Here is a 26,168-nt window from a genome sequence, read left to right on the forward strand (position 1 = left end):
CGTCTTGTTGGTAAAACAAGACGGTCTTTTTATTTATCGACCTTTCTGCATTTCTTCTAGCATCTGGATGTATTGCTCTTGCATTTCGTCATATTTTCCTGTCGCAACAAGATAAATCAGAATAAATACGAAAAGCGAACTGATAACCAGGCTGACAATGTTAATGATTTTCCATGTTTTTAAGGAACCGGGCAAGTAGTTTTCTGGATTTTCAGCCAGAAGTTTTTCGTCTTTATTGGCTAGGTAGATTCCTATTCCGGATAATAGAACCCCAACGATTCCATTGGAACAACAACATCCTATATAGGAAAGTATTCCTAAAATCATTACGGCTTGTTGGTTTGGTAATTTTTGTTTCTCCATGATTTGATAATTGGTTAACGATTGTTATAGGTAAAAATGTTTTATAAAATACGATACAACCATAATCACAGCATTAAGTATTCCTAAAGTGACTATCGGTTTATGGTAATTGCGGCTCTTGTCTATAAAACTAAGCCCTGTGATGAAAAGAAAAGGGAGTAAGGTGTAAATTGCCGGAAACATGTAAAACGCTTCTGTAAAATCGCCTTTACAAAGCAAAACAAAAGCGCGTTGTGTTCCGCAACCAAAACATTCGATCCCGAAAAGTTTTTTGCTCAAACAAGGGAGCATGTATTCTTCCATATACAAGTTTTTTCCTTCAGCAATGTAATAAAAAAAACAGATAGTTTTAAAATAATCGTAGTGCTATTTTAAAGTTTGTTATTTTTGAAATCTTAATTTAAATCTATGAAAACAATTTACATCATACTTATTTTCGGACTCATGGGATGGGCGTTTTACGAGCAGACCAAACCGGTTCCAAATGTGTTTATTCAGGTGATAGGAGTGTTGGCTTTTTTCTTCTTAATGATGAAATTGATGTCTAAGGTTTCCAGTAATAATAAAGATAAAGAAGAGGAAGATGTTTAGTATAGGAGATAAGGTTTTTGTTCTTGATGAAGACTTCAGTGGAGTAGTGGTTGGCTTCCAAAAAGACCAGATTTTAGTGGAAACGGAAGATGGATTCATGATGACATATTTTGTCAATGAATTAATTAAGGAGCAGAATTCCAATGATTTGAAATCATTTACTTCAAGTCAAAGTATAAATCAGGTTTTAAAAGAAAAAGAGTTGCCGGAAAAGCGTTCTTTTGTGAAAGAAAAGAAATCCCGTAAGGATGAATTCGTGTTGGAAGTCGATTTACACATAGAAAAACTAGTGCCTTCCAAACGCGGAATGTCCAATTACGATATCTTAAATTTACAAATGGAAACGGCAAAACGCCAACTCGATTTTGCCATCAGAAACAGAATGCCAAAAGTGGTTTTTATCCACGGTGTGGGTGAAGGTGTTTTAAAAGCGGAATTGGATTTTCTGTTAGGGCGATATGAAGGAATTTCATTTCAGGATGCCAACTATCAGAAATACGGATTGGGTGCTACCGAAGTGTACATTAAACAAAATCCGAATCGATAAAAAAATTATAAAGTGGTGGTGTAAGTTCCGTAAAGGTATTCGTCAAAAACAAAAGAATCCTGTGCGCCTACAAATTGAATGTTGATGAATTTTATCTGATGATTGTATCCCGTAATGGTAACTTCTCCGGTAATTTCATCGGTTACGGTTCTCGCTGTGGTAATTATTTCGATGGAACCGCCATTTGCTGCTGTCCATTCGTTTGAAACAGTTGGTGAAGCAGGAGGAACATCACTACAAATGCTGCTGCTTGAAACATTGTCACTGTATTTTCTGTACAAAACTCGGTTTGTAGATGAAATTGTTACGATTCTTGGGGCTCCGTCAGGCGTAATTTCATTGGGAAAATAAACTGCCGGGATATCCAACAACAACATTTCTTCTTTATTAATTTTAAACAAAACTTCTTTATCGCTGCATTTCTGAATAGCAACGTTGTTAAAGTTGAAGGATTGCAAAACGATATCGCCATCATCGCAAGAGGATAAAAGCAGTGTACAAACCAATAATCCGAATAACTTTTTCATAAGCAGAATTGTTTGGGACAAAAATAGCATTTTTAGATTGCAAAAGCCAATAAAAGAAATACCGAAAATTCAGCAATATTGCTATATTTGAAATCCAAATGAAAAAATAATTTATGTCATCTAAACATCAAACCAATTATCCTGCACTTTATACGTTGATTACGGTCTTCTTTTTTTGGGGATTTATAGCTGCCGGAAACAGTATTTTTATTCCTTATTGTAAAATTAAATTCTCGCTGGATCAGTTTCAGTCGCAATTAGTTGATTTTGCGTTTTATACTGCTTACTATGTGGGCGCTTTACTGCTGTTCCTTTTCGGAACTTCAAAACAGAAGGATATTGTTGGAAGTTGGGGGTATAAAAAAAGCATCGTGTTCGGATTGCTTTTTTCTGCTTTGGGAGCCGGAGCGATGATTATAGCGGTTGAAGCAAATATTTACGCAGGAATGTTGGCCGGATTGTTTATCGTGGCTTTGGGCTTTTCACTTCAGCAAACTGCCGCAAATCCTTTTGCAATCTCATTGGGTAATCCGAAAACGGGCGCCGATCGCGTAAACCTTGGAGGTGGAATCAATTCTTTCGGAACAACAATAGGACCTTTGGTGGTTGGATTGGCTCTTTTCGGAACCACCGCATCGGTAACCGATGAGCAAATCAAAGGATTGCCGTTGGATAAGGCAATATTGCTTTATGTTTGTGTCGGATTATTATTCGTAGCTGCAGCGGCAATGTTTCGTTTTTCGAAAAAAGTTCCTGCCGGAATTTCCAATGAACCCATGGAAAAGGCAAATAAAGCGCTGCGTACCCTAGTAATTATGACCGGTTTGTTGGCGATTATGTTTACGCCGGTATTTAACAGTTATAAAAGTAAAGAAGCACTTCAGATAGCAGAGCTTGAAAATAGGATAGGTGTTATCAAAACCCAATTTTCCGGAAATGAATTAAGAGATTTTTCCGGTGATGAGCTGAATAATTTAAGAGCAGAAATGGCTATTCATGAAGCTGAAATAAAAACGATAAAACCAGGTTTGGAACAATACAGAATGTATTGGCTTTTGGGAGCACTTACAGTTGTTGTGGGAGGATTATTGTTTTCATACAAGGCCGCGCAGAAAAACAATGAGGGTTGGGGCGCAATGAAATATCCGCAATTGGTTTTGGGGATGTTGGCTATTTTTACTTATGTTGGTGTGGAAGTTGCTATCGGAAGTAATCTTACCGAATTATTGAAGCTGAAGGATTTTGGCGCTTTTAGTGTGTCAGACAGTGCTCCGTATATTTCGATGTATTGGGGAAGTCTTATGATTGGCCGTTGGGCGGGAGCTATCAGTGTTTTTCATTTGAATAATTCTAAAAAAACCTTGGCTTTGATTATCATTCCATTAGTCGCTTTTGCTGTGATTATCGGTGTAAATACGCTGGCACAGAAGAACATGACGCCGTTATATTATTACGTAGTGTGTATCTTATTGCAAATCGGAGCTTTCTTTATCAGTAAAGACAAACCGGCGCGCACGTTAACGGTTTTTTCGATTTTTGGAGTTCTGGCGATGCTAATTGGTTTGTTTTCAACAGGAACGGTAGCTATCTATGCATTTTTAGCGGGCGGATTGGCGTGCAGTATCATGTGGCCGGCAATTTTCAGTTTGTCCATTATCGGATTAGGGAAATACACCTCTCAAGGTTCGGCTTTCTTGGTCATGATGATTTTAGGCGGTGGAATTATTCCTCCAATTCAAGGAAAATTGTCTGATATCATCGGAATCCACCAATCTTATATTATTCCGGTGCTTTGTTTTGGTTATCTTTTGTTCTTTGCTGTAGCCGTGAAATCGATGCTTAAAAAACAAGGAATTGATGTGGATGAAATCGAAACCGATGGCGCACATTAAAGTCTTAATAAAATAATAATATCCAATTCGGAGCCGGGGAAATGCTTTACCTTTGCTCCGAATTTTTTTTATATGCGAATCAATAAATACTATCTGGCGGCCTTTACAGCCTTTGTGATATGGGGTTTTTTCAGCCTGGCATTAAAACCCATACATCATTATCCGTCGTTGGATATTTTGTTTTACCGGGTTTTTTTCAGTGTTGTGCTTATATCGGCAATTAATTTGTTTGTGAGACGCGGTATACTTTTAAAAGACTGGAGTAACTATAAGTCAAAATCGAAATTCGACCGAAATAAAATCATCCGTGTTAATATCGGAGGTGGATTGTTGCTTACGGCCAATTGGTTTATTTTCATTTACGTAATGAACCATATCAGCGTTAAAGCGGCTTCGTTTGCCTATTTGGTTTGTCCGATACTAACCACCGTTTTGGCCTTTATTATTCTGAAGGAAAAACTGAGTAAATGGCAGTGGGTTGCTGTAGGAATAAGTGTTTTGGGCTGTGGATTGCTTTCGTTTAATAATTTTGCCGATATTTTTTACAGTCTGATTGTGGCGTTAACCTATGCCATGTATCTGATTTCGCAACGCAAGAATACCGAAGTGGATAAATTCGTAGGATTGAACATTCAGATTTTAACGGCCGGAATTATTTTATTGCCTTTTTTTCCGGCATTCAGCGGACCCGTTCCGGCAGAAAGTTTGTTTTATATTTGCCTTGTTTTCATTGTGATTTTGTTTACCATACTTCCGCTGTTCCTGAATTTGTTTGCACTTAAAGGAGTAAATTCGTCTACGGTAGGAATCATGTTGTATATCAATCCTTTGATTAATTTCTTTTTAGCTGTTTTTTATTATAAAGAAGAAGTGAATACCGTACAGTTGATATCCTATTCTCTAATTCTGATTTCCATTATTGTTTTCAATGAAAAGCTTATCTTTAACAGAAAATTGAACCCACAGAAAGTTACTGAATCCCATGAAGAAAATATACCTCGATAACGCTTCAACTACTCCAATTCGCCCTGAAGTGATTCAGGAAATGACCAAGGTGCTTTCGGAAGATTTCGGAAATCCTTCTTCGACGCACAGTTTCGGACGAAGCGCTAAAGTACTGATCGAATCGGTGCGTAAATCCATTGCAAAACAGCTAAATGCAACTGCATCTGAGATAATTTTCACTTCCTGCGGTACTGAAGCTAACAACTGGATTTTGCGTTCGGCGGTGAAAGACTTGAAAGTTAAACGTATTATTACCAGTAAAATTGAGCATCATGCGGTGTTGCATACGGTGGAAATGCTGCAACACGAATTCGGAATTCAGGTAGACTTTGTAGCGATAAAACCAACCGGTGAAATCGATTTTACAGATTTGGTGGAATTACTTTCCGATACCAAAAAAACGTTGGTGAGTTTAATGCACGTGAACAACGAAATCGGTACGGTCTTGAATATGGAAAAAGCGGTAAGGCTTTGTCAGGCACACAATGCGTTGTTTCACACTGATACGGTACAATCTGTCGGAAAAACAGAAATCGACCTGCAAAACTGTCCTGTAGACTTTCTCGTGGCGAGTGCACACAAATTTCACGGACCAAAAGGAGCAGGATTCGCCTATGTTAAAAAGAACAGCGGTTTGCAGCCTTTGTTTTTTGGCGGTGAACAGGAAAAAGGTTTCCGTGCCGGGACCGAAGCGGTACATCAGATTGTGGGAATGGCAAAAGCATTGGAATTAGCTTACGAGCATCTTGAGGAAGAAAGAAGTCATATTTCCGAATTGAAAAACTATATGATGGAACGTTTTGAAATCGAATTTCCGGAATGTAAGTTTAACGGAGAAGATACTTTTTATAATATTTTGAATGTGAATTTACCGTTAGCAGAAGAAAAAACGGCTATGATTCTGTTCAATTTAGACATGAAAGGGATTGCAGTTTCCCGCGGAAGTGCCTGCCAAAGCGGAAGCGTAAAACCATCGCACGTTTTAGCCGAAATTCTGGATGATGAGGAATTGAAAAAACCGAGTTTGCGCATTTCGTTCAGCCATTACAATACCAAAGAGGATGTTGATGCCTTATTGGATGCTTTAAAAACACTGTAATACGTTTGTAGATCGTTGCTTTTAGACTCCGAATTGTCTTAAATGATGGTCAAGGTGTTTCCACTGAAAAACGGCCCATTCTTCGGGTGTGAATTTGCCAAAAAACGGGTGAGGGTAGGTCGTACATTGCGAAGGACCGCCTTCAAAAAATGAATTGATTGATGCGATTACTTTTGATTTTTCAATTTCAAAATTGCTGTCTTCGGGGAAGATATAACTTTTGTCTGTTGGTGAATTTTTGCCAAACGGCTGTTCTCCAAGAACTTTAGGTTTCAGGAAGGAAGCGATGATTCGACCAATAAAAAGCATTTTCATATAATTTTTTCCCATTGCCGTTTCTGTAGATTTGTTGCAATGCGCCAGCATTTGTGCCACGTTCATTTTTCCCCATTTTCGTTGGGATTCGGGCGTTAATTTTTCAATACGCTCTAAAATTTCGGAAACATCAGAGGAGTTGAATAAGCTTTTCATCAAAATACGTATTATTTTTTATTTGCTTTTTCCTGTTTTTTGAAATAACCTCTGAAAAAGAAATTGTGTTTCAAAGCTTCTAAATTCTGGTTCAGTTTGATGCTAGACTGATTGATGTTAGTCATGGTAGAGTCAATTTTTTGTACCAGTTCAGGGTTATTGGAAAGGTAATTGATGGCGCCTTTTCCTTCTTTGGCATTGGTAATGGTTGTGTTCAGATTTTCAATCACATTATCGATTTTAACACTCGATTTTTCCAAATTTACCACAATTTGTTTGATCTTATTAGCTACGACTGTATCGTTTATGACACCAATCACATTGTCTTTTTGGTTTAATGATGCAATCAGTTGGTTTAAATTGGCTACTGATTCGGTTGTACCCTTACTTGTGATTTTAAGATACTGCAGCGTTTCCTTTAAGTCATTCGCCATACTGGTGTCGTTCAGCAGCATACCTACGGTTCCTTTGCCATCGGTGATTTCTTTGGTGATTTTGATTAAATCGGCAGTTAAAATAGCAGCGTTTTCATTGGTTACACTCAGCGTTTTAAGTATGTCTTCGGTTCGCACCCTGCTGAAAGATTTTATCACATCGCCAGCTTTTACAACGGGCGCATTTCCTTTTCCGGGCAGAATATTGATTATCATATTTCCAACCAAACCGTCGGAGCTTATCGTTGCAATAGCGTCTTTTTTGATGTGTGGAAGAATTTTATCGTTGATAATCATGTCGACACGAATCAGGGTGTCATTAATCATTTCAATTTCTTTCACGGTTCCCACATTAATACCTGAATAGCGCACGTTGTTGCCAAGCTGCAATCCGTTTACATTGTTGAAAACGGTACTAATGTGCGATGTTTTTCCAAACATGTTTTGTTTTTTTCCAATGAAATAAATTCCAATGACAAACAAGGACAGGCCGGTTAGAACAAATATTCCGAGTTTTATTTTTTGTGCATTTGTTTTTTCCATACCAATTTATTTAAAGAAAGCTTTTACTTTAGGATCGGTTGAAGAAGCAAGTTCCTCAAAGGTTCCTTCGGCATAATTAATTCCGTCTACAAGCAGTATCATCCGGTTCGAAATTACCCGCGCGCAATCTACATCGTGTGTTATAATCACCGAAGAGGTTTTGTATTTTTCCTGTACGGATTTCATCAGCATGATAATTTCTTTTGATGTTATAGGATCGAGTCCGGTTGTGGGTTCGTCGTATAATATTATTTTGGGTTGCAGTATTAAGGTTCGTGCCAAGGCAATACGACGTTTCATTCCACCTGATAATTCGTTTGGCATTAAATCGATGGCGTGTTCGAGTCCGACATTTCGTAATGCTTCTGTAACCAAAGGAGTCGTGTCTTCAATAATACCAAATTTTTTGGTGTGCCGGCGCAACGGAAATTCTAAGTTTTCTCTAACCGACATCGAATCGTAAAGAGCACTTCCCTGAAACAAAAAACCGATTTCGGTGCGTAAGTCGTCCATTTCTTCCTGTTCGAGTTTCAGAATGTCTTTTCCCATTACTTCGATACTGCCGCTGTCCGCATCTTCCAATCCGATTAGGCATTTAATCATCACTGATTTTCCTGAACCCGATTTTCCCATGATTACCAGATTCTCACCTTCATTTAATTCCATGTTGAAACCGTCCAATACATGATTCGAACCATAACTTTTTTTTAGATTTCGGATGATGATTATTGGCTTCATAGTTATAAATCATAAAAGATATCGGTTACAAAAACCGCGATAAAATCAATTATAAACAAGAGCATTGAGGTGTAGACAACCGCTGAATTGGCGGCAAGCCCCACGCCGGCAGTTCCTTTTTTGCAATTGTAGCCTTTATAGCATCCAACTAAACCAATGGCAAAACCAAAGAAAAAAGATTTGATTGTAGCCGGAAGCAAATCGCCAAACTCCAACGCTTCAAACACCTGATTGAAATACAACTGGAAAGAGACGTTTCCTTTGAGGTTTTCAACCAGATAAGAGCCGTAAAGCGCAATACCATCGCCAATAATTACCAAAACAGGCAACATACAGATAGTGGCTAAAATTCGGGTTACGACCAAAAATTTAAAAGGATTGGTTCCTGAAACTTCCATAGCGTCGATTTGCTCTGTTACGCGCATGGAGCCCAATTCGGCACCAATTCCTGAACCGATTCTGCCGGCACAGATTAAAGCTGTAATTATCGGACCGATTTCTCGGATAATGGAAATACTTACCATGGAAGGCATCCAGGAGACTGCACCAAATTCCTGAAGGGTAGGGCGCGACTGAAGCGTGAAAACCAAACCAATGATAAATCCGGTTACCGCTACCAGTAAGAGCGAACGGTTGCCCATCTGATAACATTGTCGGATGAATTCTTTGAATTCAAAAGGGCGCTTGAAGGCTTCTTTGAAAAATCGTCCGGAGAAATAGGACAAATCTCCAATTTCGGATAAAAAAGACTGGAACGATTCCGATATTTTTAAAACAGTATTCATTCTAATGAATTTGTTTTTAAGTATAAAGCTACTCAAATATAAGCTTTTTCTGTAAGCGGAGGAAAACTAAGCACATAAAAAAATCCGTTTTTGACAATACAATAACGGATTTTTTAAAATTATTGGTTTTAAAATGTATTCGATTTATTTTTTTTCTGCCGCCATTTTGTTTTTCATTTTTTTCATCATCATATGTGGTTTTACTTCCGTAACAACCATTCGTATGGTGTTGGTACCGATGTTTTTAGCCATATGTGTTACAGCCGGAATGAATAATGCATCTCCTGCTTTGATGTCATATACTACGCCCGCTTTTCCTTTGTCGGTAATTTCCAGTTTGCCGTCGGTTAAGGCATAGGCCACATGGTCCGGATGGTTGTGCCACGGACCCGTTTCGCCAGCGGCAAATTCAATTTCTATAACCCTTACTTTATCATTGTCGATAAGGACTTTTTTATAAATATTAGGAGCGGCAACTACCGGATCCTGTGCGTACAAAGAGTTACAGAACATTGGAAACAACCCAACAAACACAACAGTTGCAATTAGTTTTATTGTTTTCATTGCTTTTGATTTAGATGATCATCGTTGTGTGGTATTTTCCTTTTCATTGCTTATTGCCGAAAATGTTATTCGGCAGTTACAGGGTCAATAATTTGGGATACTTTGCTAACGGAATTTGCCGGAAATCCTCCTTGTTTGGCATGTTCACGAACCATTTCTTCGTTTGGAGCATTGTACACACAATAAATTTTATCTGCGGTTACATAACTGTGAACCCATTGAATTTCAGGCCCCATTTTACTCAAAACACCACAGGATGTTTGCGAAATGGCTTTTAATTGTTCGGGAGTGAAGCTGCCTGCACCCGGTATTTCTCTTTCAATTACATATTTTGGCATAACTTTTTGGTTTTTGATTAATAAGTATTGTTATTTTAAGCGACATTAAAGGTACAAAAATACAAGGCTGAATTGAATTAAATGACTGAAAATCAATATTTTGTGAAATAAAAAATCCGCTTTGCTTTCACAAAACGGATTTTGAACAGTTGTCGGAATACGAATTAGTTTTCTTCCGGTTTTTGTTTGTCGGCGTTCATCATTTCCATGAGTTTCATGCCTAATAAACCACTGATACCGCCTTCGGAACCATTGTTGCCTGAAATTAAGACATCCGGCATCACTTTGATGTTTCCTTTACCGATTTCTTCGGTGATTTTATATTTTGTAAAGTTGTCGCCACCCATTGCAGAAACCTGTAACTGATACGCTTCCGCAGTTGATTTACCGATTGCCATAATTTTCTCTGCTTCTGCCAAACCGGTTTTGGAGATTTTTTCTGCTTCGGCGCTGGCGTTTAATTTTGTGGCTTCTGCTTGTGCTCCGGCTCTTGCTTTGGTTGCTTCTGCTTCTGCATTGGCACGCATTTTTGTGGCTTCTGCTTCAGCATTTACATTTAATTTTAAACTTGTGGCATCACCTTCCGCTTTTTTAACGGTTGCATCGGCGGTACGTTGTGCGATTTCCACACTTTGCGAAGCGCGAACAATTTCCTTTTGCATGTCGGCAATAGCGGTTTCTTTTTCCATTCCCTGACGTTGTTCCTGCGCCATTTTTTGGGTTTGATAGGTTTTTTGCTCTTCTTCCGCAATTTTACGGTCGGTTAACGTTTTCATTAACGAATCTGGAGGAACGATATCACCGATTAAAGTATCCACAGCATTCACGTTGTACTCATCCAAAACGGTTTTAATATGGTTTTTAGCGGATTCCTGACGTTCTTTACGCGTACTCAAGAAAGAAATCACATCGCTGTCTTGTGCCGAGTTACGGAAATAGTTACCGATAGTTGGTTCTAAAACCTGCGAAACCAGATTGTTCATGCTCCCGAAACGGGCAATCACTTTTGGCGCTTCATTTGCCGGAACGTGAATAATTTGTGCCACATCTAAATTGAAAGGGAAACCGTCTTTGGAACGCACTGTAATGGTTGATAGATTTTTATCCAAATCATGTGATTCGCTTCTCGCATTCGCCCAGTTTAATACCAAGTTTGTGGTAGGAACCGGTTCCAATTTTGTAGTGTATTTATTCAACGCGTATTTTCCTGGTCCAAGCGGTTCCATCCAAACGCCTCGTTGCCCTTTTGATACGATATTTCCGTGTTTGAAAGTATCTCCGGTTACATCCTGACCATCTTCACCGATATACGAAATTACTACACCTACATACCCGATTGGCACATCGGTCATTGGATTTTGCTCAATTTGTACGGCCCAAGTATTGATGTAATAGGAACCGGCCAACATTACCTGTGGCTGTAAACCTCTGTTTCCGCCTTTTTCAAGGAACTCGTCAAAGTTCTGAAAGTTGTTGTGTCCTTCTACATATTTACCGGCGATTTGTCCTAACGGAATAGGATCACCATCCAATGCGGTTACAATACCCACCATGTTTTCGAAAATTTTTACCTGGTCGGCAATTACGATTTCGAAAAGAAAGGTGTTGATACGATACGAACCTGTTGTGATAAAAGCGGTCTGACGTCCTTTCTGACCACCATTGTTTAAAAACGCTGTGGCATCCTGAAAGTTGTCACTGTCTACTTTTCGGGCCAAGATTTTCCCGGTTGGGATTTCTTTACCGTCTTTACTTAAAACCAAACCTACTTTTCCTTCAGGAATAATGGTAAACGGCGTCATGTCTACCGAATACTGCCAGATCCACATGGTCCAGTACAATCCCGGCGCTAAGGTTTGTGCCTGAAAACCGGCTTCTCCTTTTGTGGCGATAATTCTTCCGTCGGGTAAGGATTTATCGGCGCCGAAAAGCACGAATTTTTTGGTTACCAAACCAATTTTGTCTTCGGGAACAATTACCATTCCGAAGAAAACACGCAAAACAAATTTGTAAAAAACAATGGACAATACAATAAGTATTAACCACCAAAGAGATAAAATTGTTGTCATTTAATTGAAATTTAGACTACAAAATTACTGTAATTTTTAGGTGCGATAAGTATAAAATTAACACTTTAACGTTTGAATAATCTTACTAATAAAAAGTCAAAAAAGCATCAAATCTAAGGGGTCTAATTGTCATTCTACGGCTTGATTTTTTTGTAAACAAACTATGTTTTGCATTTTTGATTTTAACATTTTAAAACGCAATTCTGATTTGTTTTTTTCGGTATTGTGGTTTTTTTTCGTTCTGATGATTTTAAGTACATGTTTGTGTTATTGTGGTTTTGCGTGAGGGATAGAAGTGGAAATCCTTTTTTGTGGCTTTTTCAGCCGCAGAAAAGATTGCAGCGTATAGCCCGACCCGTTTCAGGGGCACGCCCAAAAATGTATATTGATGTAATTTTGGGAATACAAGTTGAATTTGATTAAATAAAAAATCCGTTCTGCTTTCACAAAACGGACTTTCAATATTTCTGAATTCTTATTTCAAATTATAAGTGAATCACTTCACCGTAAGCATCCGCTACGGCTTCCATAACCGCTTCGCTCATAGTTGGGTGAGGGTGAACTGCTTTTAGGATTTCGTGACCTGTAGTTTCTAATTTACGAGCCACAACTGCTTCCGCAATCATATCGGTAACGCCGGCACCAATCATGTGGCAACCTAACCATTCGCCGTATTTTGCATCGAAAATTACTTTTACGAAACCGTCCGGAGTTCCGGCAGCTTTTGCTTTTCCTGAAGCAGAGAACGGGAATTTACCGATTTTCAATTCGTATCCTTTTTCTTTTGCCTGTTTTTCAGTTAAACCTACTGAAGCAATTTCAGGAGTTGCATAAGTACAACCCGGAATGTTTCCATAATCTAACGGTTCAACATGTAAACCTGCGATTTTCTCCACACACAAAATTCCTTCTGCAGAAGCCACGTGTGCTAAAGCCTGACCTGGAGTTACGTCACCAATAGCATAGTAACCCGGAATGTTGGTTTGGTAGAAATCGTTTACTAAGATTTTATCTCTGTCGGTAGCAATACCGGTTTCTTCTAATCCGATGTTTTCGATGTTGGTTTTGATTCCAACTGCCGATAATAAGATATCTGCTTCTAAAACTTCTTCACCTTTTGCGGTTTTAACGAACGCTTTTACTCCGTTTCCGCTGGTATCGATACGTTCTACAGAAGAATTTGTCATTACAGTGATTCCAGCTTTTTTGATAGAACGCTCAAATTGTTTTGAGATGTCTTCGTCTTCCACCGGAACTACATTTGGCATGAATTCCACAATAGTAACTTCAGTTCCCATTGCATTGTAGAAATGAGCAAATTCAACTCCGATAGCACCGGAACCTACTACGATCATTTTCTTTGGTTGCTCCGGAAGCACCATCGCCTGACGGTACCCGATTACTTTTTTACCGTCTTGAGGTAAGTTTGGTAATTCACGGGAACGTGCTCCTGTTGCGATGATGATGTGATCTGCGGAATACTCGGTTACTTTACCGTCTTTATCTGTAACGTCAACTTTTTTGCCTGGTTTTACTTTTCCGAAACCGTCGATAACGTCAATTTTATTTTTTTTCATTAGGAACTGAACACCTTTGCTCATTCCTTCTGCCACTCCACGGGAACGTGCAATAACGGCGTTGAAGTCTTTATCAAATTCCTTTACGGTTAAACCATAATCGGAAGCGTGTTTTAGGTAATCAAAAACCTGAGCCGATTTTAATAAGGCTTTTGTTGGAATACATCCCCAGTTAAGGCAGATTCCACCAAGGTTTTCTTTTTCGATAACGGCTACTTTAAAGCCTAATTGTGATGCTCTGATGGCAGTTACGTATCCGCCGGGACCACTTCCTAAAACAATAATATCGTATTTCATTTGTATGTGTTTTTCTTAATTATTTTCAGCGTACGAAAATAAACAATAATTAAATAATTATCAATTATTCTCTACTGCAAATTGCGATTCGTATAAATTTTTGTAGTAGCCTTCCGGTTTACTGATTAATTCGTAATGTTTGCCTTCTTCCACAATCATACCTTTGTCCATTACAATGATTTTGTCGGCATTAACAACTGTAGCCAAACGGTGTGCTATGACAATGGAGGTTCTTCCTTTGGTGATTTTATCTGTGGCTTTCTGAATCAGTTCTTCTGAATAAGTATCGATAGAAGATGTCGCTTCGTCCAGAATCAGAATACTCGGGTTACTTACATACGCACGTAAAAAAGCAATCAGTTGTCGTTGCCCTGAAGACAGCATCGCACCGCGTTCTTTTACATTATAATCATAACCTTCGGGCAAACTCATGATAAAATCGTGAACGCCTATTTTTTGCGCAGCAGCAATAACTTCATCTCTTGTAATTGCGGTATTGTTAAGTGTAATATTGTTCAGGATGGTGTCGGCGAATAGGAAAACATCCTGTAAAACGATGGCAATTTGTCGGCGCAAACTGTCCAAGTCAAATTCATTAATATCGGTACCGTCAATTAGTATTCTTCCACTGTTGATTTCATAAAAACGGTTTAACAAATTGATAATGGTTGATTTTCCGGCACCTGTAGCACCAACAATGGCAATGGTTTCGCCTGCATTCACTTTTAAATTGATGCCTTTTAACACTTCTTCATCATCAATATAACTGAAACGGACATTCTCCAATGTAATATCACCTTTAAAATGTCCGGCGATTTTTGTCCCTTTTTGCTGCACCAAATCTTCCCGATCTAAAATTTCGAAAACACGTTCGGCAGCAATGATTCCCATTTGCATTACGTTGAATTTATCTGCAATCTGACGTAACGGGTTGAATAACATTCCGATAAGCATAGTATAAGCAAATAAATCACCAAAAGTGGTCATCGTATCGCCGTGCATAATGTTCCAACCACCATACCAAACCACAACTCCTAATGTTAATGACGACAGAATATCGGCAATAGGGAAGAAGATGGAGTTGTATAGAATGTTTTTTAACCAAGCTTTGTTGTGCAACTCGTTGATTTGTTTGAATTTCTCCAGTTCAATTTCTTCACGATGAAATAATTGTACGATTTTCATCCCGGTAACACGTTCCTGAACGAAGGTGTTTAAATTGGCCACCTGATTACGTACTTCTTCAAACGCAATTTTCATTTTTTGCTGGAAAATACGGGTCGCATACAATAAAATCGGCATTCCCATTACTACAATCAGACTCAGTTTCCAGTTCATGTAAAACATGATTCCTAAAACCACCGTCATTTTCATTAAGTCACTCACAATCATGAACAGCCCCTGACTAAAAATACTTGATATCGACTCCATATCGGTTACCGAACGGGTGACTAATTTTCCAACGGGCTCATTATCGAAATATTTCATTCGGAATGTCGTAATGTGATGGAATAGTTTTTCACGAATGTCTTTCACTATATCCTGACCTAACCAGTTGGCCCAATAGGTGAAATAAAATTGTGATCCAACTTCAAGCACTAATACAACACCCATCAGGATAATATAATACAGTAATCCAACCGAATCATGTTCTTTCAGGTAGCCGTCAACCGTTTGTTTTAATAAATAAGGACGAACCGCTGCGAAAATGGAAAGCGTAACCGAAAACAATACGACCATATAAAGCCTGTTTTTATATGGCTTTGCATAGCGCATTACTTTTTTTAATGATATGGATTGTATGACTTTCATTAGTGCTTGTGAATATACGGATAAATTACTTTGGTTAAATACAAACCGTGGGCGGGAACTGAAAAACCTGCTTTCCCTCTGTTTTTACTTTCAACGATGTTTCGGAAATCATCCATGGATATTTTTCCGATTCCCACTCCGATAAGCGTTCCCACAATGGCGCGAACCATATTTCTCAGAAAACGGTCGGCAGTAATGGTAAACACCAGTTTCGTACCGTTTTGCTGCCAGAAAGCTTCTTTGATAACACAATTAAAGGTTTTTACATCGGTATGTGTTTTTGAAAAGCATTCAAAATCAGTGTATTCAAACAATATTTTTGCGGCTTCATTCATTTTTTCCACGTCGAGCGGATGAAAATGATACCAGCTTCCTTCGTTTTCAAACGCGTCTTTAAAGGTGTGAATGTGGTATTCATAGGTTCGGCTGGTAGCGTCAAATCGGGCATGAGCGTCATCGTGTAGCGGAATCAAACCATACACTACAATATCTTTCGGTAAAAACGAATTCAGTTTCTGAGTCCAATACGCCGAATCCAACATTTCATCATAATCAAAATGAGCATACATTTGCTTGGCATGTACACCGGCATCGGTACGTCCTGCGCCCATAAGCTCAATGTCTTTTCGAAATAAAACAGTTAAGGCTTTGGTTAAGGTTTCCTGAACGGATGCCGACTGTGGCTGGTATTGCCAACCGTGGTAATTTTTTCCGTTGTATGCGAATTCGATGAAGTATCTCAAGGTGATTAAGGCTCAAAGTTTAAGAGTAGCAAAGTTACAAAGTTTAAAGGAAAAGTCACTTAGTTGCTATGTTACTTAGTCATAAAGTTTTCTAAAAATAAATATTGAATTACTTATGTTTAAAAAGGGGCATTAAATAGTCGATCTACTTATTAACTTTGCAACTCAGTTACTCAAAATAAATGAAAAAAATTCTTCTCCTTTCCGATACGCACAGTCATATCGACGACACGATTTTAAAATACGTTCGCTTGGCGGATGAAGTTTGGCATGCAGGTGATATCGGGGATTTATCGGTTACGGATACCATTAAGAAAATCAAACCGTTAAGGGCTGTATACGGTAATATTGATGATGCGAAAGCGCGTTTGGAATTTCCGTTGCACAACCGGTTTTTGTGTGAAGGGGTGGATGTCTGGATTACGCACATCGGTGGTTATCCCGGAAAATACAATCAGGAGATTCGCAGTGAAATAAAACAAAATCCGCCGAAATTATTCATTTGCGGACATTCCCATATTTTAAAAGTACAGTTTGATAAGGAACTGAATTTACTGCACATGAATCCGGGAGCAGCCGGAATACACGGTTTTCATCAGGTGAGAACCATGCTGCAGTTTGAAATCGACGGTGATAAAATTCAGAATTTAAACGTTGTGGAAATCGGAGCCCGGGGCTGATTTTATTTCCGGAATCTGCACTTTAATATAAATAATAGTACCCGATTGTTCTTTAGAATTGATGTTCATGGTTCCGTTCAGACTTTTGATACGGGTTTTTATCTGTGAAAGTCCGAGTCCTTCTTTTGGTTTTCCTTCTTTGGTGCTGAACCCTTTTCCGTTGTCTTCGATGTTAATGGAAAGCTGATCGTTTTCTTTGTCGAGGGTTAAAAAGGCTTCCGAAGCATTACTGTGCTTCATGATGTTGTTGAACAATTCCGCAACAATAAAATACAGTTTCATTTCAAATTCATTCTGAAAACGAATATCTTCTTTTATGAAATTGTTGAATTGAAAATGTATCAGCGAATTGGAATTCTTCTCACATAAATCTTCAAAAGCGGCAATCAAACCTAGTTTTTCCAATACGGGCGGAATCAAATCGTGTGATAAATCGCGTACTTTATCATGCGCTTCTTTAATGATCGCTTTGGTTTTTTTGAGTTCGCCGCCAATTTCCGGATGATTCGCCTCAAACGCCATTAAATGCAAACTTGCTGAGGAAAGCAACGCACTGATATTATCGTGTAAAACCCCCGAAAGCCGCTTGCGTTCTTCTTCCTGACCGTCTATGGTAGCATTTACAAGGTTTTGTTGCACGTTGTGGTTTAGGTCTTTCAGTTTGTTTTTTTGTCTCAGTTTTAAATTTTGATAGAAAAAGTAAAATAAAATACCCACGAAAGCTAATAAGGCTAACGTTAAGTACAGCATTTTTTCGCTTTTGAGCTGTTTTTGTTGCAACAGCATTTGCCGTTCTTTGAACTCGTTTTCGGATTTTTCCAGTTCATATTTGGTACGGATGCCTTCAATCTCGCTGTCGAACTTTCTTTCGTTGGCAAACTGAAGATACTCTGCATATTTATTCAAACATTTATTAGCGGATTTATAATCTCCTAATTTTTCATAAGCGAGTGAGAGATTTATGTAATTATGGGCGAAATCTTTACTTAAAGAATCGTTTTTGTTTTCGGCGATTAGTTCCACATAGAGGTCCCGAGCTTTTTTATAATCGATTTCTTCAGTGAGATAATGTACGCCAAGATTGCTTTTTGCTGTATAAATGGTTGCCTTATTTTTAGATTTTTCGGCATATACGATGCTGGAATCCAGGTATTTTTTAGCAATATCTCTTTCCTTTATGTAGGAATAAAAAGCAAAGTGATTGTTATATGCCTTTGCGATAAATTCATTATCTTTTAATTTTTTGGCGCCTGCTAAGGAAGGTTCCAAATATGGGAAAGCGTTTTGAGTATCTCCTATATTAAGATAGGCCGAAAGAATGGCATAGTTAAGTCGTTGAATAACGGAGTCATTTTTGCTTAAAGTAGCTGTTTTGAGACCTTTTTTAGCAATGTCTATGCCTTTAAGAAATTGGTCTAACCGAATGTAGGTTCGTGCAAATTCCGGGTAGAGCTTTACTTTTTCGAAATCCGGCGCTTTGTTTATTTTGCTCAATGCTTCAAAGATGATTGTTAAAGAGCGCTTGGGGTCTTTAATATCATTGGTGAGTATGGTGGTTTTGTTGGTAATGTGTTTAATGTAACTGGAATACTGTTTTTTGCTTAAAAAATAAGTAGCTTTTTTATCCGAGTAATCCAACGCTTTTTGAAACTGGTTGTTTTCTTTGTAATAGACAAAAGAATCCTTCACGACTTTTTGCTGTGAAAAGGCCGTGAAGGAAATAAGGAATATAAGAAGATGTTTCTTCAAGCAGATAAAATTAGTAATTAACAATAATTTTTGGTTTTGTATTGGTTACGCCATTTAAAACCTGTGCAAAGCGCAAATCTAAAACACCGTTGTCTCCCGTAAAGGTGTAGGTTTCTGTTACAAAAGTAGTCGAAGGCTGTGATTGCCCCGAATTCAGTTGTACAGTAACCGTGTTGATTTTTTTGGTTGCATCATAATGTGTGGTAAAATTACAATTGTTAGGGATTTCGAAGGTAAACTCGAATTCGTCTTCAGCAACGGTTGTAAAACCGTAATTTCCGATTAATGCCATAGTTTTTAGTTTTTTGTGGTTTTTTTATTGATGGATTAAATTGTGTTTGAGCGCAAATTTTACCAGTCCGATGGTATTTTTAACGTTTAGTTTTTTTATCAGATTCTTGCGATGCGTTTCCACTGTATTGGTACTGATGTATAAGGCTTCACTGATTTCTTTTCCGCTGTATTCGAGTGAAATCAGTTTTAGGATTTCCAGTTCGCGGTCGGTTATGGATTCCGGAGTGATGCCGCCAAAACCGGTTGCGCTTTCTTGTTCCTTTCCGGTAAACGACAAAAAGATTTTTTCACGTACCGATTTCGAATAATATTCTTCACCGCCGTAAATGGTGTTGATGGCTTCAATGATGTTTTCGCCGGCCGATTGTTTCGTCAGATAGCCTTTGGCACCCAATTGTAAGACTTCTTTAATCAGTTTGATATCGTCAAAACTTGAAAAAACGATTACGTCACAGGAAAAACCTTTGCTGTTGAATTCCTTCAGCACTTCGATGCCGTCTTTTCCGGGCATGTTGATATCCATGATTAAAATATCGATGTTCTTATCGGCAAGATCATTCACCAGATTTTCACCGGTAAGGGAATAGCCAACCACTTCGAAGGATTTGTTGGTTTTTAAAACAGCAACAAGTCCGTCTATAAGTATCTGATGGTCATCGGCTAAGTAGAGGCGTATTTTTTCTGTCATTCGGTACAATTGAGTATTTCAAATTTAACATTTAATTCGAAAAAGGAATTCATTAAATCTAGTGATTTTATATCACTAAATTTAGTGATATGTAAGAAAAAAAAATCCGAACCAGTTAAGATTCGGATTTTTCGCGCACTAATAAACTAAGATGAAAGGTTTATCGTAATCGGTCTACAGATTTTACGAGATCTTCGTCCTTTTTGATGGCCTTATTGGCTAAAACCAACAAAACGATAGAAACAATAGGAAGAAACATCCCAACACCCTTCTCAGAAACCGTGGTTTCTCCGGATAAGCTTAGTAAACGATACACAAATAATCCTAGTAATATAAAGTTCAATATTATGTTCAGTCGGTTCATCACAAACTGATTTTGTCTTTTCTTGTAACTAAAAATACTTACTATGGCAAGTGTGGTACACAATCCAAAAATGGCTGCAAATGTCAAATCCAGCATAAAGTAAAAATCTTTTCCCGCCGCATCTTTCCATAACGGAAAAACGAAAGGCAAAACCCCTGAAAAAACAAAGGCTAAAAAAAGATAAACGGTCTGAATTCGTTGAATCATTTTCGGTTAATTTGTTGGACAAAAATAGTGTCTTTTTCCTAAAAATGCTATTGTTTGTTAAAATTAATTCGTATTATTGCAGTATAAAATCGTAAGTACTTCATTCTTCGATTGTTTCGATTCAAAAAAATCCTTACCCGAAAAAATCTATACTACATTACCTTAATTAAATTCAGATTCAATACATGTTTGATATTTCTGTATTAAAAGAAATGAAGCTGCCTGAGCTTCAGGAAATTGCAAAAGTTGCCAAAATCAATAAATACCGTTATCTAAAAAAAGACGAATTGGTGTATCAGATTTTGGATTATCAGGCGGCCAACCCCGAAGTGGTTAAACCGGCTTTGGCAGAACAACCACAGCAAGAAGAAAAAGCCAAACGAGCACGAATTGCTCCGGCGAAAGGTCAGGTAAAAACACCTGCTGAAAATAAAAAAACACCTTTTGTTCCCAAGTCGGACAAAAAAGAAATAAAAGAAATTGCTGCTCCGGACGCAATTGCCGAAAAACCTGCAGCAGAAGCAGAAACAAAACGGGAACCTTTCGTAAACAAAAAGAAAGAGTTCGTTCAAAAAACTCGTTTTGTAAAAGAAAACAATCCGAACGTTGCCATACGTCCGAAACAAAATACTGAAACCCCTGAAGCAGCAGAAACTGCAACTGCAATCGAAACTCCGGTTGCAAAGCCTCAGAATCCCAATCAAAATCAGAATCAGAATCAGAATCCCAACCAAAACCAAAATCCGAACCAAAAGCACAAAAAGCAGAATTTCAGAGAATCCGATTACGAATTCGACGGAATTATAGAAAGTGAAGGTGTTTTGGAAATGATGCCGGACGGTTACGGATTTTTGCGTTCTTCCGATTATAACTATTTAGCATCACCGGATGATATTTATTTGTCGACCTCCCAAATCCGTTTGTTCGGATTAAAAACCGGAGATACGGTAAAAGGAGTAGTGCGTCCGCCAAAAGAAGGTGAAAAATATTTCCCTTTGGTAAAAGTGTTGAAAATCAACGGACACGATCCTCAGGTGGTTCGTGACCGAATTTCTTTCGAGCATTTAACGCCGGTTTTTCCAACAGAAAAATTCCGTTTGGCCGAAAAACAAAGCACGATTTCCACGCGAATCATCGATTTGTTCTCTCCAATTGGAAAAGGACAACGCGGTATGATTGTAGCACAGCCGAAAACGGGTAAAACCATGTTACTAAAAGATATTGCCAATGCTATTGCAGCCAATCATCCGGAAGTATATTTAATTGTACTTCTTATCGATGAACGTCCGGAAGAGGTTACCGATATGCAGCGTAGTGTTAGAGGGGAGGTTATCGCTTCAACTTTCGACAGAGAGCCTCAGGAACACGTGAAAATCGCTAATATCGTTTTAGAAAAATCAAAACGTTTGGTAGAGTGTGGTCATGATGTGGTAATTCTTTTGGATTCTATTACGCGTTTGGCACGAGCATACAATACGGTACAACCGGCCTCCGGAAAAGTATTGAGTGGTGGTGTGGATGCGAATGCGTTACAAAAACCAAAACGTTTCTTCGGAGCGGCCCGTAATGTGGAAAATGGTGGTTCGTTGAGTATCATTGCTACTGCATTAACCGAAACAGGTTCTAAAATGGACGAGGTAATCTTCGAAGAATTTAAAGGAACCGGTAATATGGAATTACAGTTGGACAGAAAAATTGCCAACCGTCGTATTTTCCCGGCTATCGATCTTACTTCTTCCAGTACGCGTCGTGACGATTTGTTATTGGATGAGAACACGATTCAGAGAATGTGGATTATGCGTAAATATCTTGCCGATATGAATCCGGTAGAGGCGATGGATTTCATCAACGACCGATTCAAGAAAACCAGAAACAATCAGGAGTTCTTAATTTCGATGAATGATTAAGAAGTAGTTAGTATAACTAAAAAATCCACCAATTTGGTGGATTTTTTTATGCTGGTAAGTGAAGGATTAGTTCACTAAAATTTTCTTGGTTGTAGTTTGATTGTCTGCAGAAGACAATTTTACGAAATAGAAACCTTGTGGTAAGTTTTCTAACGTATAGGAATTCTGAACGCGGTTAGGGTTTTTAATCATTTGAATCACCTGACCGTTGATGTTGATTAACTGAATCTCGCTCAATTCCACTTCAGACGTAATGTTGATTCGGTTGTCTTTCGTTGGGTTTGGATAGATAGAAATGTTGGCTAAAGCGTCGAAGGATTCAGAAGAAAGTGTTGCGCATTGAGTTGACCAAATTCTGCAAACGTATTCCGGATGATCGATGTAAGGGTTTCTGTTATTTTGGAAATTAAAAACAGCATTGTTTCTGTTTATTTCTTTAGTGCTTACAGGGTCATTTAAATGCCAAGTAAGTAAAATATTTAGAAAAGTATTAGAAAATGATTTTCCGTTTGAACCATCAAACATGTCTTTTGATTGAACAGTAGCACCAGCATAAAACTCATCTAAAAAGTCTTCATATCTTGTAGCGAAATATAAGATACATCGAGCTATGTCTCCTTTGAACTCATCTATTGGTTCAAAAACAGTACTTGTGTATCCGGCAGAATAACCTGAATTTACGTTAGATCCTAATTTAGATCCGTTTTGAGATGTGTATGATGCTGTATTCACTCTACCAAAAGGGAAGTTATCACGAACACCATTTACTTTTCCATCTGTTGGAATTACAAAGTTTGGATCGTTTTTCATTGGATCAACTTGAAAATGATCGAAATAGGCTTGAGGTACTAAGTGTTCCCTGTTATAGCAATCTCCTTCACCTGTATAGGAGCCACATTGACCAGCATTACCACCAGAAGCTGTGTTGTAATTGAAGTTGTATGGATCTGATGAAGTTGGTCTTTCTGAATACATGTCAACAATAGTGTTGTCATTTTCATATCCAATTCCCAAATCTCTGTCAGTTGTTCCGTATGCAGTCCATAAACCATTATTTGTTGTACTGGTTCCGCTACCATAACCTCTATCTATATGTAAATATTCGGGACTTAATCCGTCGTTATTACTATCGATAATTTTCTTCAGTTTTGTTTTTAAAGGATAACCTGTATCCGAAACCAATATTGAACTGTAATAGTTAGCTGGTTGAGCAAAGCCGACAACGGCGCTCAATATTAAAAATATTGTGTAAAGTTTTTTCATTTTAAATTTGGGTTTAAATTTTTCTGTCTAATAAGGCCATGTAAAAACCGTCAAATCCCGATTCGGAAGCCAAGACTTTCACATCTTTAACAAAGGTAAAGTTTTTTCCGCTTTCAGAACTTAAGAATTTCTTAATTTGCTCCTGATTCTCAGATGGTAACACTGAACAGGTAGCATACACTAATTTCCCGCCCGGTTTTACAATTTTAGAATAACTTTCCAAAACTTCCGCCTGTACTTTTTTAATATTATCGATAAATTCCGGTTGTAATTTCCACTTGCTGTCCGGATTTCTTTTTAAAACACCTAAACCGCTGCAGGGTGCATCAATCAAGACTCTGTCGGCTTTTTCGTAAAGTTTTTTAATTACTTTCGTGTTTTCGATTACTCTCGGTTCGATATTGAAAGCACCGTTTCTTTTCGCACGAAGTTTTAACTGCTTTAATTTGCTTTCGTACAGATCCATGGCAATCAATTGTCCTTTGTTTTCCATTAAGGAAGCAATGTGTAGGGTTTTTCCACCGGCACCGGCACAAGTGTCTACCACACGCATTCCCGGTTTTACGTCTAAGAAACGTGCCACCAATTGCGAAGAAGCATCCTGAACTTCAAACAAACCTTCTTTGAAAGCGTCTGTTAAAAACACATTGGCTCTTTCTTTTAGAATCAATGCGTCCGGATATTCTTTTGGCATTTCGGTATCGATGTCCAAATCCATTAGTATCGCACGCAATTTTTCTCTTGTGGTTTTTAAGGTATTTACACGAAGAATTACTTTAGCCTGCTCGTTTTGAGCCGCCAACTCTTTAGTCCAGACTTCTTCACCCAATTCTTTTACGCCCAATTCGTCCATCCAGTCCGGAATAGACTCACGGAAACGTCGGTCTTTGGAAAGTTCGTCAAAACGCCCTTTTATTTTGCGAACGGGAGTCGTCTCGAAATATTTCCAATCGGGTAGGGTATAACCGCGCAAAACCGCCCAAACAGCGAACATTCTCCAGATATTATCTCTGTCGTAAGGTTCTTTAACTTCGGCAATTTCGGCGTATAAACGTTTCCAGCGAACGATTTCATAAATGGTTTCGGCAACAAATTTTCGGTCATGACTTCCCCAGCGTTTGTCCTTTTTCAAAGCCAGCGCCACTACTTTATCGGCATATTGTCCTTCATTAAAAATCGCCATAAGCGAATCAATGGTAGTAAAGACTAAGTTTCTGTGTAATCTCATTGTGTAAAAAAATAAGCCTGCAAAGGTAATTAATTTATTTATTGTTAATTAGCTTATCTGTACTTATTTATGAACGCAGAAGGTGTTTCGCCGCATTTTTTTCGGAAAAGCCTTGAGAAATAAGCATAATCGTCATAGCCTAAATCGTCTGCAATCTGATTAAAACTGAGTTTTTGCGATATTATTTCGCGTTTGGCTTCCAGAAAAACCCGTTCCAGTATGATATCGGTGGTGGTTTTGCCAATCATGTTTTGGGTAATCCGGTTGAGATGTTTGGCCGACATGTTCAGCCAATTTGCATATTGCGAGGGTGATTTTTCGGATTTATAATGTTGTTCCACAAGCTGTTCGAATTCCTGAAACTTGTTGGTATAATTGTTTTGTTTGATGACTTCCAGTTTGTTTTTCCGGATATAATGCCGCGTACTTTCAATGTAAATTAAATCGACAAGCGAAATGATTTTATTGGTTTTCAAAAGATTATCGGATTTGTTTTCCGAATAAACCTGCTCAAAAAGCGATTTGAAGTAAGCAATGTCTTCATTTTCAAGATACAAAGCGGGCGCATTCTGAACGCTGTAAAAAAACGGAAAACTGTTTATTCTGTTTTTGGTGTAATGAATGTCATAAAACGACAGCGTATGAAAGAAAATAAATCCTTGAATGTCGTCTGAGAATTCCCAATGATGCATTTGCCCGGGATTTAAAAAGAAAAGACTCCCGGGTTTTACCTCATATTTTATAAAGTCGATTTCATGAACACCGCTTCCATGAGTGAAAAGTACAGTTAAAAAGAAATTGTGCTTGTGCGGTTTCAGAATGTTTTTATGACTTGTAACCAGATGATTTTCTATGGTATTGGTATAAAAATCTTTCTTTTTTTCTTTAGATTCGAATTGCTGTATGTCTAATATTGTAAAACTTTTCATGTGTCGGAAACTGGAAATAATGTCCTAAAAGTACAAATTATTGTGCAATTTGTCTGCGGTTAATTCCAACAGATTGCTGAACTTTGCTTAAAATTAATTACTATGTCAGTTTTAACAGATATACTTACTGAAAAATGTCCCAAATGCGGAAAAGGAAAGGTGTTTGCTGAAAAAGGGAATATTTTTCTGTTCCGTTTGCCTAAAATGAACTCAAATTGTTCGAATTGTAATCATAAGTTTGAAAAAGAACCCGGTTATTTCTTCGGTTCCATGTTTGTGAGTTATGCACTTGTTTTTGCAGAAATGGTTGTCTTTTTCTTGATTGTCAATCAGTTTGTGGAAAGTTATTTAACCATTGTGGTGCTAATCGGAATCCTTTCCGTTCTTTTGAGCACGTTCAATTTCAGGCTTTCCAGAATGTTGTGGATTTATATGCTCGACGGGAAAAATAAGCAGTTATAAAC

Annotated in this window: 28 protein-coding genes; 8 read left to right on the top strand and 20 right to left on the bottom strand. The window is 38.1% G+C overall.

The features are described 5' to 3' along the window. Window positions 1-33 precede the first annotated feature (33 nt). Complete coding sequence (locus tag FCR2A7T_RS13915) at window positions 34-363, bottom strand: CCC motif membrane protein (protein ID WP_023571940.1); 330 nt, start codon at window positions 361-363, stop codon at window positions 34-36. Window positions 364-387: 24 nt separating this feature from the next. After that, window positions 388-666 (bottom strand): DUF2752 domain-containing protein, encoded by a 279-nt coding sequence (locus FCR2A7T_RS13920; RefSeq protein ID WP_023571941.1) that lies wholly within the window; start codon window positions 664-666, stop codon window positions 388-390. Window positions 667-771: 105 nt separating this feature from the next. On the opposite strand from FCR2A7T_RS13920, the gene FCR2A7T_RS13925 reads away from it, so the two are divergent. Both FCR2A7T_RS13925 and FCR2A7T_RS13930 read left to right on the top strand, forming a co-directional pair. Then, a complete protein-coding gene (locus FCR2A7T_RS13925) occupies window positions 772-954 on the top strand; it encodes a hypothetical protein (RefSeq protein ID WP_035118720.1) in 183 nt (60 codons plus the stop codon). Beyond that, window positions 947-1,501: a Smr/MutS family protein gene (locus tag FCR2A7T_RS13930; protein ID WP_023571942.1), complete on the top strand. Its 555-nt coding sequence runs from the start codon at window positions 947-949 to the stop codon at window positions 1,499-1,501. Before FCR2A7T_RS13925 ends, FCR2A7T_RS13930 begins: the two co-directional genes overlap by 8 nt. A gap of 5 nt (window positions 1,502-1,506) precedes the next feature. On the opposite strand, the gene FCR2A7T_RS13935 is transcribed toward FCR2A7T_RS13930, so the two are convergent. Then, a complete protein-coding gene (locus tag FCR2A7T_RS13935) occupies window positions 1,507-2,028 on the bottom strand; it encodes a hypothetical protein (protein ID WP_035118722.1) in 522 nt (173 codons plus the stop codon). A gap of 113 nt (window positions 2,029-2,141) precedes the next feature. Here FCR2A7T_RS13935 and FCR2A7T_RS13940 point away from each other — a divergent pair, with 113 nt between their 5' ends. The 3 genes from FCR2A7T_RS13940 to FCR2A7T_RS13950 all read left to right on the top strand — a co-directional run bounded on the left by FCR2A7T_RS13940 (window position 2,142) and on the right by FCR2A7T_RS13950 (window position 6,024). After that, window positions 2,142-3,920 carry a glucose/galactose transporter family protein gene (locus FCR2A7T_RS13940; protein WP_023571944.1) on the top strand — a complete coding sequence of 593 codons (1,779 nt, stop codon included), beginning with the start codon at window positions 2,142-2,144 and terminating at the stop codon, window positions 3,918-3,920. A gap of 72 nt (window positions 3,921-3,992) precedes the next feature. Then, window positions 3,993-4,925 carry an EamA family transporter gene (locus tag FCR2A7T_RS13945; RefSeq protein ID WP_023571945.1) on the top strand — a complete coding sequence of 311 codons (933 nt, stop codon included), beginning with the start codon at window positions 3,993-3,995 and terminating at the stop codon, window positions 4,923-4,925. Continuing rightward, window positions 4,903-6,024, top strand: coding sequence for a cysteine desulfurase family protein (locus FCR2A7T_RS13950; protein WP_035118725.1), 1,122 nt, complete (start codon window positions 4,903-4,905; stop codon window positions 6,022-6,024). Before FCR2A7T_RS13945 ends, FCR2A7T_RS13950 begins: the two co-directional genes overlap by 23 nt. 21 nt (window positions 6,025-6,045) lie before the next feature. Here FCR2A7T_RS13950 and FCR2A7T_RS13955 read toward each other — a convergent pair whose 3' ends face one another. From FCR2A7T_RS13955 to truA, 10 genes are all read right to left on the bottom strand, one after another. After that, on the bottom strand, window positions 6,046-6,495 hold the full coding sequence (locus FCR2A7T_RS13955) for a DUF1569 domain-containing protein (protein WP_035118727.1): 450 nt from the start codon (window positions 6,493-6,495) through the stop codon (window positions 6,046-6,048). Window positions 6,496-6,506: 11 nt separating this feature from the next. After that, window positions 6,507-7,472: an MlaD family protein gene (locus FCR2A7T_RS13960; protein ID WP_023571948.1), complete on the bottom strand. Its 966-nt coding sequence runs from the start codon at window positions 7,470-7,472 to the stop codon at window positions 6,507-6,509. Between the two features lie 6 nt (window positions 7,473-7,478). Further along, window positions 7,479-8,210: an ABC transporter ATP-binding protein gene (locus FCR2A7T_RS13965; protein WP_023571949.1), complete on the bottom strand. Its 732-nt coding sequence runs from the start codon at window positions 8,208-8,210 to the stop codon at window positions 7,479-7,481. 2 nt (window positions 8,211-8,212) lie between these two features. Then, on the bottom strand, window positions 8,213-8,995 hold the full coding sequence (locus FCR2A7T_RS13970) for an MlaE family ABC transporter permease (protein WP_023571950.1): 783 nt from the start codon (window positions 8,993-8,995) through the stop codon (window positions 8,213-8,215). A gap of 144 nt (window positions 8,996-9,139) precedes the next feature. Next, complete coding sequence (locus FCR2A7T_RS14915) at window positions 9,140-9,559, bottom strand: cupin domain-containing protein (protein WP_023571951.1); 420 nt, start codon at window positions 9,557-9,559, stop codon at window positions 9,140-9,142. A gap of 65 nt (window positions 9,560-9,624) precedes the next feature. Continuing rightward, a complete protein-coding gene (locus tag FCR2A7T_RS13980; protein ID WP_023571952.1) occupies window positions 9,625-9,897 on the bottom strand; it encodes a DUF4242 domain-containing protein in 273 nt (90 codons plus the stop codon). 164 nt (window positions 9,898-10,061) lie between these two features. Next, window positions 10,062-11,966: an SPFH domain-containing protein gene (locus FCR2A7T_RS13985; RefSeq protein ID WP_023571953.1), complete on the bottom strand. Its 1,905-nt coding sequence runs from the start codon at window positions 11,964-11,966 to the stop codon at window positions 10,062-10,064. Window positions 11,967-12,451: 485 nt separating this feature from the next. Then, entirely contained in the window at window positions 12,452-13,840 is a 1,389-nt protein-coding gene (gene lpdA / locus FCR2A7T_RS13990) for a dihydrolipoyl dehydrogenase (RefSeq protein ID WP_023571955.1), read from the bottom strand. 60 nt (window positions 13,841-13,900) lie between these two features. Beyond that, window positions 13,901-15,652: an ABC transporter ATP-binding protein gene (locus tag FCR2A7T_RS13995; RefSeq protein WP_035118731.1), complete on the bottom strand. Its 1,752-nt coding sequence runs from the start codon at window positions 15,650-15,652 to the stop codon at window positions 13,901-13,903. Further along, window positions 15,652-16,395 (bottom strand): tRNA pseudouridine(38-40) synthase TruA, encoded by a 744-nt coding sequence (gene truA, locus FCR2A7T_RS14000; RefSeq protein WP_023571957.1) that lies wholly within the window; start codon window positions 16,393-16,395, stop codon window positions 15,652-15,654. The genes FCR2A7T_RS13995 and truA overlap by 1 nt, the downstream gene beginning before the upstream one ends. Before the next feature lie 182 nt (window positions 16,396-16,577). Here truA and FCR2A7T_RS14005 point away from each other — a divergent pair, with 182 nt between their 5' ends. Beyond that, a complete protein-coding gene (locus FCR2A7T_RS14005; protein ID WP_023571958.1) occupies window positions 16,578-17,075 on the top strand; it encodes a metallophosphoesterase family protein in 498 nt (165 codons plus the stop codon). Here the strand turns inward: FCR2A7T_RS14005 and FCR2A7T_RS14920 are convergent. From FCR2A7T_RS14920 to FCR2A7T_RS14025, 4 genes are all read right to left on the bottom strand, one after another. Further along, window positions 17,043-18,824, bottom strand: a complete 1,782-nt coding sequence (locus FCR2A7T_RS14920) for a tetratricopeptide repeat-containing sensor histidine kinase (RefSeq protein ID WP_131473133.1) — start codon at window positions 18,822-18,824, stop codon at window positions 17,043-17,045. The genes FCR2A7T_RS14005 and FCR2A7T_RS14920 overlap by 33 nt on opposite strands. A gap of 10 nt (window positions 18,825-18,834) precedes the next feature. Beyond that, the gene (locus FCR2A7T_RS14015; protein ID WP_023571960.1) at window positions 18,835-19,116 is read right to left on the bottom strand and encodes a hypothetical protein; all 282 of its coding nucleotides are present in this window, start codon (window positions 19,114-19,116) and stop codon (window positions 18,835-18,837) included. Window positions 19,117-19,140: 24 nt separating this feature from the next. Beyond that, entirely contained in the window at window positions 19,141-19,806 is a 666-nt protein-coding gene (locus FCR2A7T_RS14020; RefSeq protein ID WP_023571961.1) for a response regulator, read from the bottom strand. A 160-nt stretch (window positions 19,807-19,966) separates the two neighbouring features. Then, window positions 19,967-20,377, bottom strand: coding sequence for a DUF4293 domain-containing protein (locus FCR2A7T_RS14025; protein ID WP_023571962.1), 411 nt, complete (start codon window positions 20,375-20,377; stop codon window positions 19,967-19,969). A 185-nt stretch (window positions 20,378-20,562) separates the two neighbouring features. On the opposite strand from FCR2A7T_RS14025, the gene rho reads away from it, so the two are divergent. After that, window positions 20,563-22,284, top strand: a complete 1,722-nt coding sequence (gene rho, locus FCR2A7T_RS14030) for a transcription termination factor Rho (protein ID WP_023571963.1) — start codon at window positions 20,563-20,565, stop codon at window positions 22,282-22,284. Between the two features lie 66 nt (window positions 22,285-22,350). Here the strand turns inward: rho and FCR2A7T_RS14035 are convergent, their stop codons facing one another. Genes FCR2A7T_RS14035 through FCR2A7T_RS14045 form a run of 3 tightly spaced genes read right to left on the bottom strand, consistent with a single transcriptional unit; the run spans window position 22,351 to window position 25,704 of the window. Continuing rightward, a complete protein-coding gene (locus FCR2A7T_RS14035) occupies window positions 22,351-23,547 on the bottom strand; it encodes an endonuclease (protein WP_035118740.1) in 1,197 nt (398 codons plus the stop codon). 13 nt (window positions 23,548-23,560) lie between these two features. After that, window positions 23,561-24,775, bottom strand: a complete 1,215-nt coding sequence (locus FCR2A7T_RS14040; RefSeq protein ID WP_023571965.1) for an RsmB/NOP family class I SAM-dependent RNA methyltransferase — start codon at window positions 24,773-24,775, stop codon at window positions 23,561-23,563. 53 nt (window positions 24,776-24,828) lie between these two features. Continuing rightward, window positions 24,829-25,704, bottom strand: a complete 876-nt coding sequence (locus FCR2A7T_RS14045; protein ID WP_023571966.1) for a helix-turn-helix domain-containing protein — start codon at window positions 25,702-25,704, stop codon at window positions 24,829-24,831. Window positions 25,705-25,806: 102 nt separating this feature from the next. Here FCR2A7T_RS14045 and FCR2A7T_RS14050 point away from each other — a divergent pair, with 102 nt between their 5' ends. After that, on the top strand, window positions 25,807-26,166 hold the full coding sequence (locus FCR2A7T_RS14050; RefSeq protein ID WP_023571967.1) for a DUF983 domain-containing protein: 360 nt from the start codon (window positions 25,807-25,809) through the stop codon (window positions 26,164-26,166). Window positions 26,167-26,168: the final 2 nt, after the last annotated feature.

It is taken from the genome of Flavobacterium cauense R2A-7 (assembly GCF_000498475.1).
GTDB lineage: Bacteria > Bacteroidota > Bacteroidia > Flavobacteriales > Flavobacteriaceae > Flavobacterium > Flavobacterium cauense.

Coding starts and splice junctions, on each gene's coding strand:
- FCR2A7T_RS13915 (WP_023571940.1), bottom strand. CDS start 363: ATGGAGAAACAAAAATTACCAAACCAACAAGCCGTAATGATTTTAGGA.
- FCR2A7T_RS13920 (WP_023571941.1), bottom strand. CDS start 666: ATGGAAGAATACATGCTCCCTTGTTTGAGCAAAAAACTTTTCGGGATC.
- FCR2A7T_RS13925 (WP_035118720.1), top strand. CDS start 772: ATGAAAACAATTTACATCATACTTATTTTCGGACTCATGGGATGGGCG.
- FCR2A7T_RS13930 (WP_023571942.1), top strand. CDS start 947: ATGTTTAGTATAGGAGATAAGGTTTTTGTTCTTGATGAAGACTTCAGT.
- FCR2A7T_RS13935 (WP_035118722.1), bottom strand. CDS start 2,028: ATGAAAAAGTTATTCGGATTATTGGTTTGTACACTGCTTTTATCCTCT.
- FCR2A7T_RS13940 (WP_023571944.1), top strand. CDS start 2,142: ATGTCATCTAAACATCAAACCAATTATCCTGCACTTTATACGTTGATT.
- FCR2A7T_RS13945 (WP_023571945.1), top strand. CDS start 3,993: ATGCGAATCAATAAATACTATCTGGCGGCCTTTACAGCCTTTGTGATA.
- FCR2A7T_RS13950 (WP_035118725.1), top strand. CDS start 4,903: ATGAAGAAAATATACCTCGATAACGCTTCAACTACTCCAATTCGCCCT.
- FCR2A7T_RS13955 (WP_035118727.1), bottom strand. CDS start 6,495: ATGAAAAGCTTATTCAACTCCTCTGATGTTTCCGAAATTTTAGAGCGT.
- FCR2A7T_RS13960 (WP_023571948.1), bottom strand. CDS start 7,472: ATGGAAAAAACAAATGCACAAAAAATAAAACTCGGAATATTTGTTCTA.
- FCR2A7T_RS13965 (WP_023571949.1), bottom strand. CDS start 8,210: ATGAAGCCAATAATCATCATCCGAAATCTAAAAAAAAGTTATGGTTCG.
- FCR2A7T_RS13970 (WP_023571950.1), bottom strand. CDS start 8,995: ATGAATACTGTTTTAAAAATATCGGAATCGTTCCAGTCTTTTTTATCC.
- FCR2A7T_RS14915 (WP_023571951.1), bottom strand. CDS start 9,559: ATGAAAACAATAAAACTAATTGCAACTGTTGTGTTTGTTGGGTTGTTT.
- FCR2A7T_RS13980 (WP_023571952.1), bottom strand. CDS start 9,897: ATGCCAAAATATGTAATTGAAAGAGAAATACCGGGTGCAGGCAGCTTC.
- FCR2A7T_RS13985 (WP_023571953.1), bottom strand. CDS start 11,966: ATGACAACAATTTTATCTCTTTGGTGGTTAATACTTATTGTATTGTCC.
- lpdA (WP_023571955.1), bottom strand. CDS start 13,840: ATGAAATACGATATTATTGTTTTAGGAAGTGGTCCCGGCGGATACGTA.
- FCR2A7T_RS13995 (WP_035118731.1), bottom strand. CDS start 15,652: ATGAAAGTCATACAATCCATATCATTAAAAAAAGTAATGCGCTATGCA.
- FCR2A7T_RS14005 (WP_023571958.1), top strand. CDS start 16,578: ATGAAAAAAATTCTTCTCCTTTCCGATACGCACAGTCATATCGACGAC.
- FCR2A7T_RS14015 (WP_023571960.1), bottom strand. CDS start 19,116: ATGGCATTAATCGGAAATTACGGTTTTACAACCGTTGCTGAAGACGAA.
- FCR2A7T_RS14020 (WP_023571961.1), bottom strand. CDS start 19,806: ATGACAGAAAAAATACGCCTCTACTTAGCCGATGACCATCAGATACTT.
- FCR2A7T_RS14025 (WP_023571962.1), bottom strand. CDS start 20,377: ATGATTCAACGAATTCAGACCGTTTATCTTTTTTTAGCCTTTGTTTTT.
- rho (WP_023571963.1), top strand. CDS start 20,563: ATGTTTGATATTTCTGTATTAAAAGAAATGAAGCTGCCTGAGCTTCAG.
- FCR2A7T_RS14035 (WP_035118740.1), bottom strand. CDS start 23,547: ATGAAAAAACTTTACACAATATTTTTAATATTGAGCGCCGTTGTCGGC.
- FCR2A7T_RS14040 (WP_023571965.1), bottom strand. CDS start 24,775: ATGAGATTACACAGAAACTTAGTCTTTACTACCATTGATTCGCTTATG.
- FCR2A7T_RS14045 (WP_023571966.1), bottom strand. CDS start 25,704: ATGAAAAGTTTTACAATATTAGACATACAGCAATTCGAATCTAAAGAA.
- FCR2A7T_RS14050 (WP_023571967.1), top strand. CDS start 25,807: ATGTCAGTTTTAACAGATATACTTACTGAAAAATGTCCCAAATGCGGA.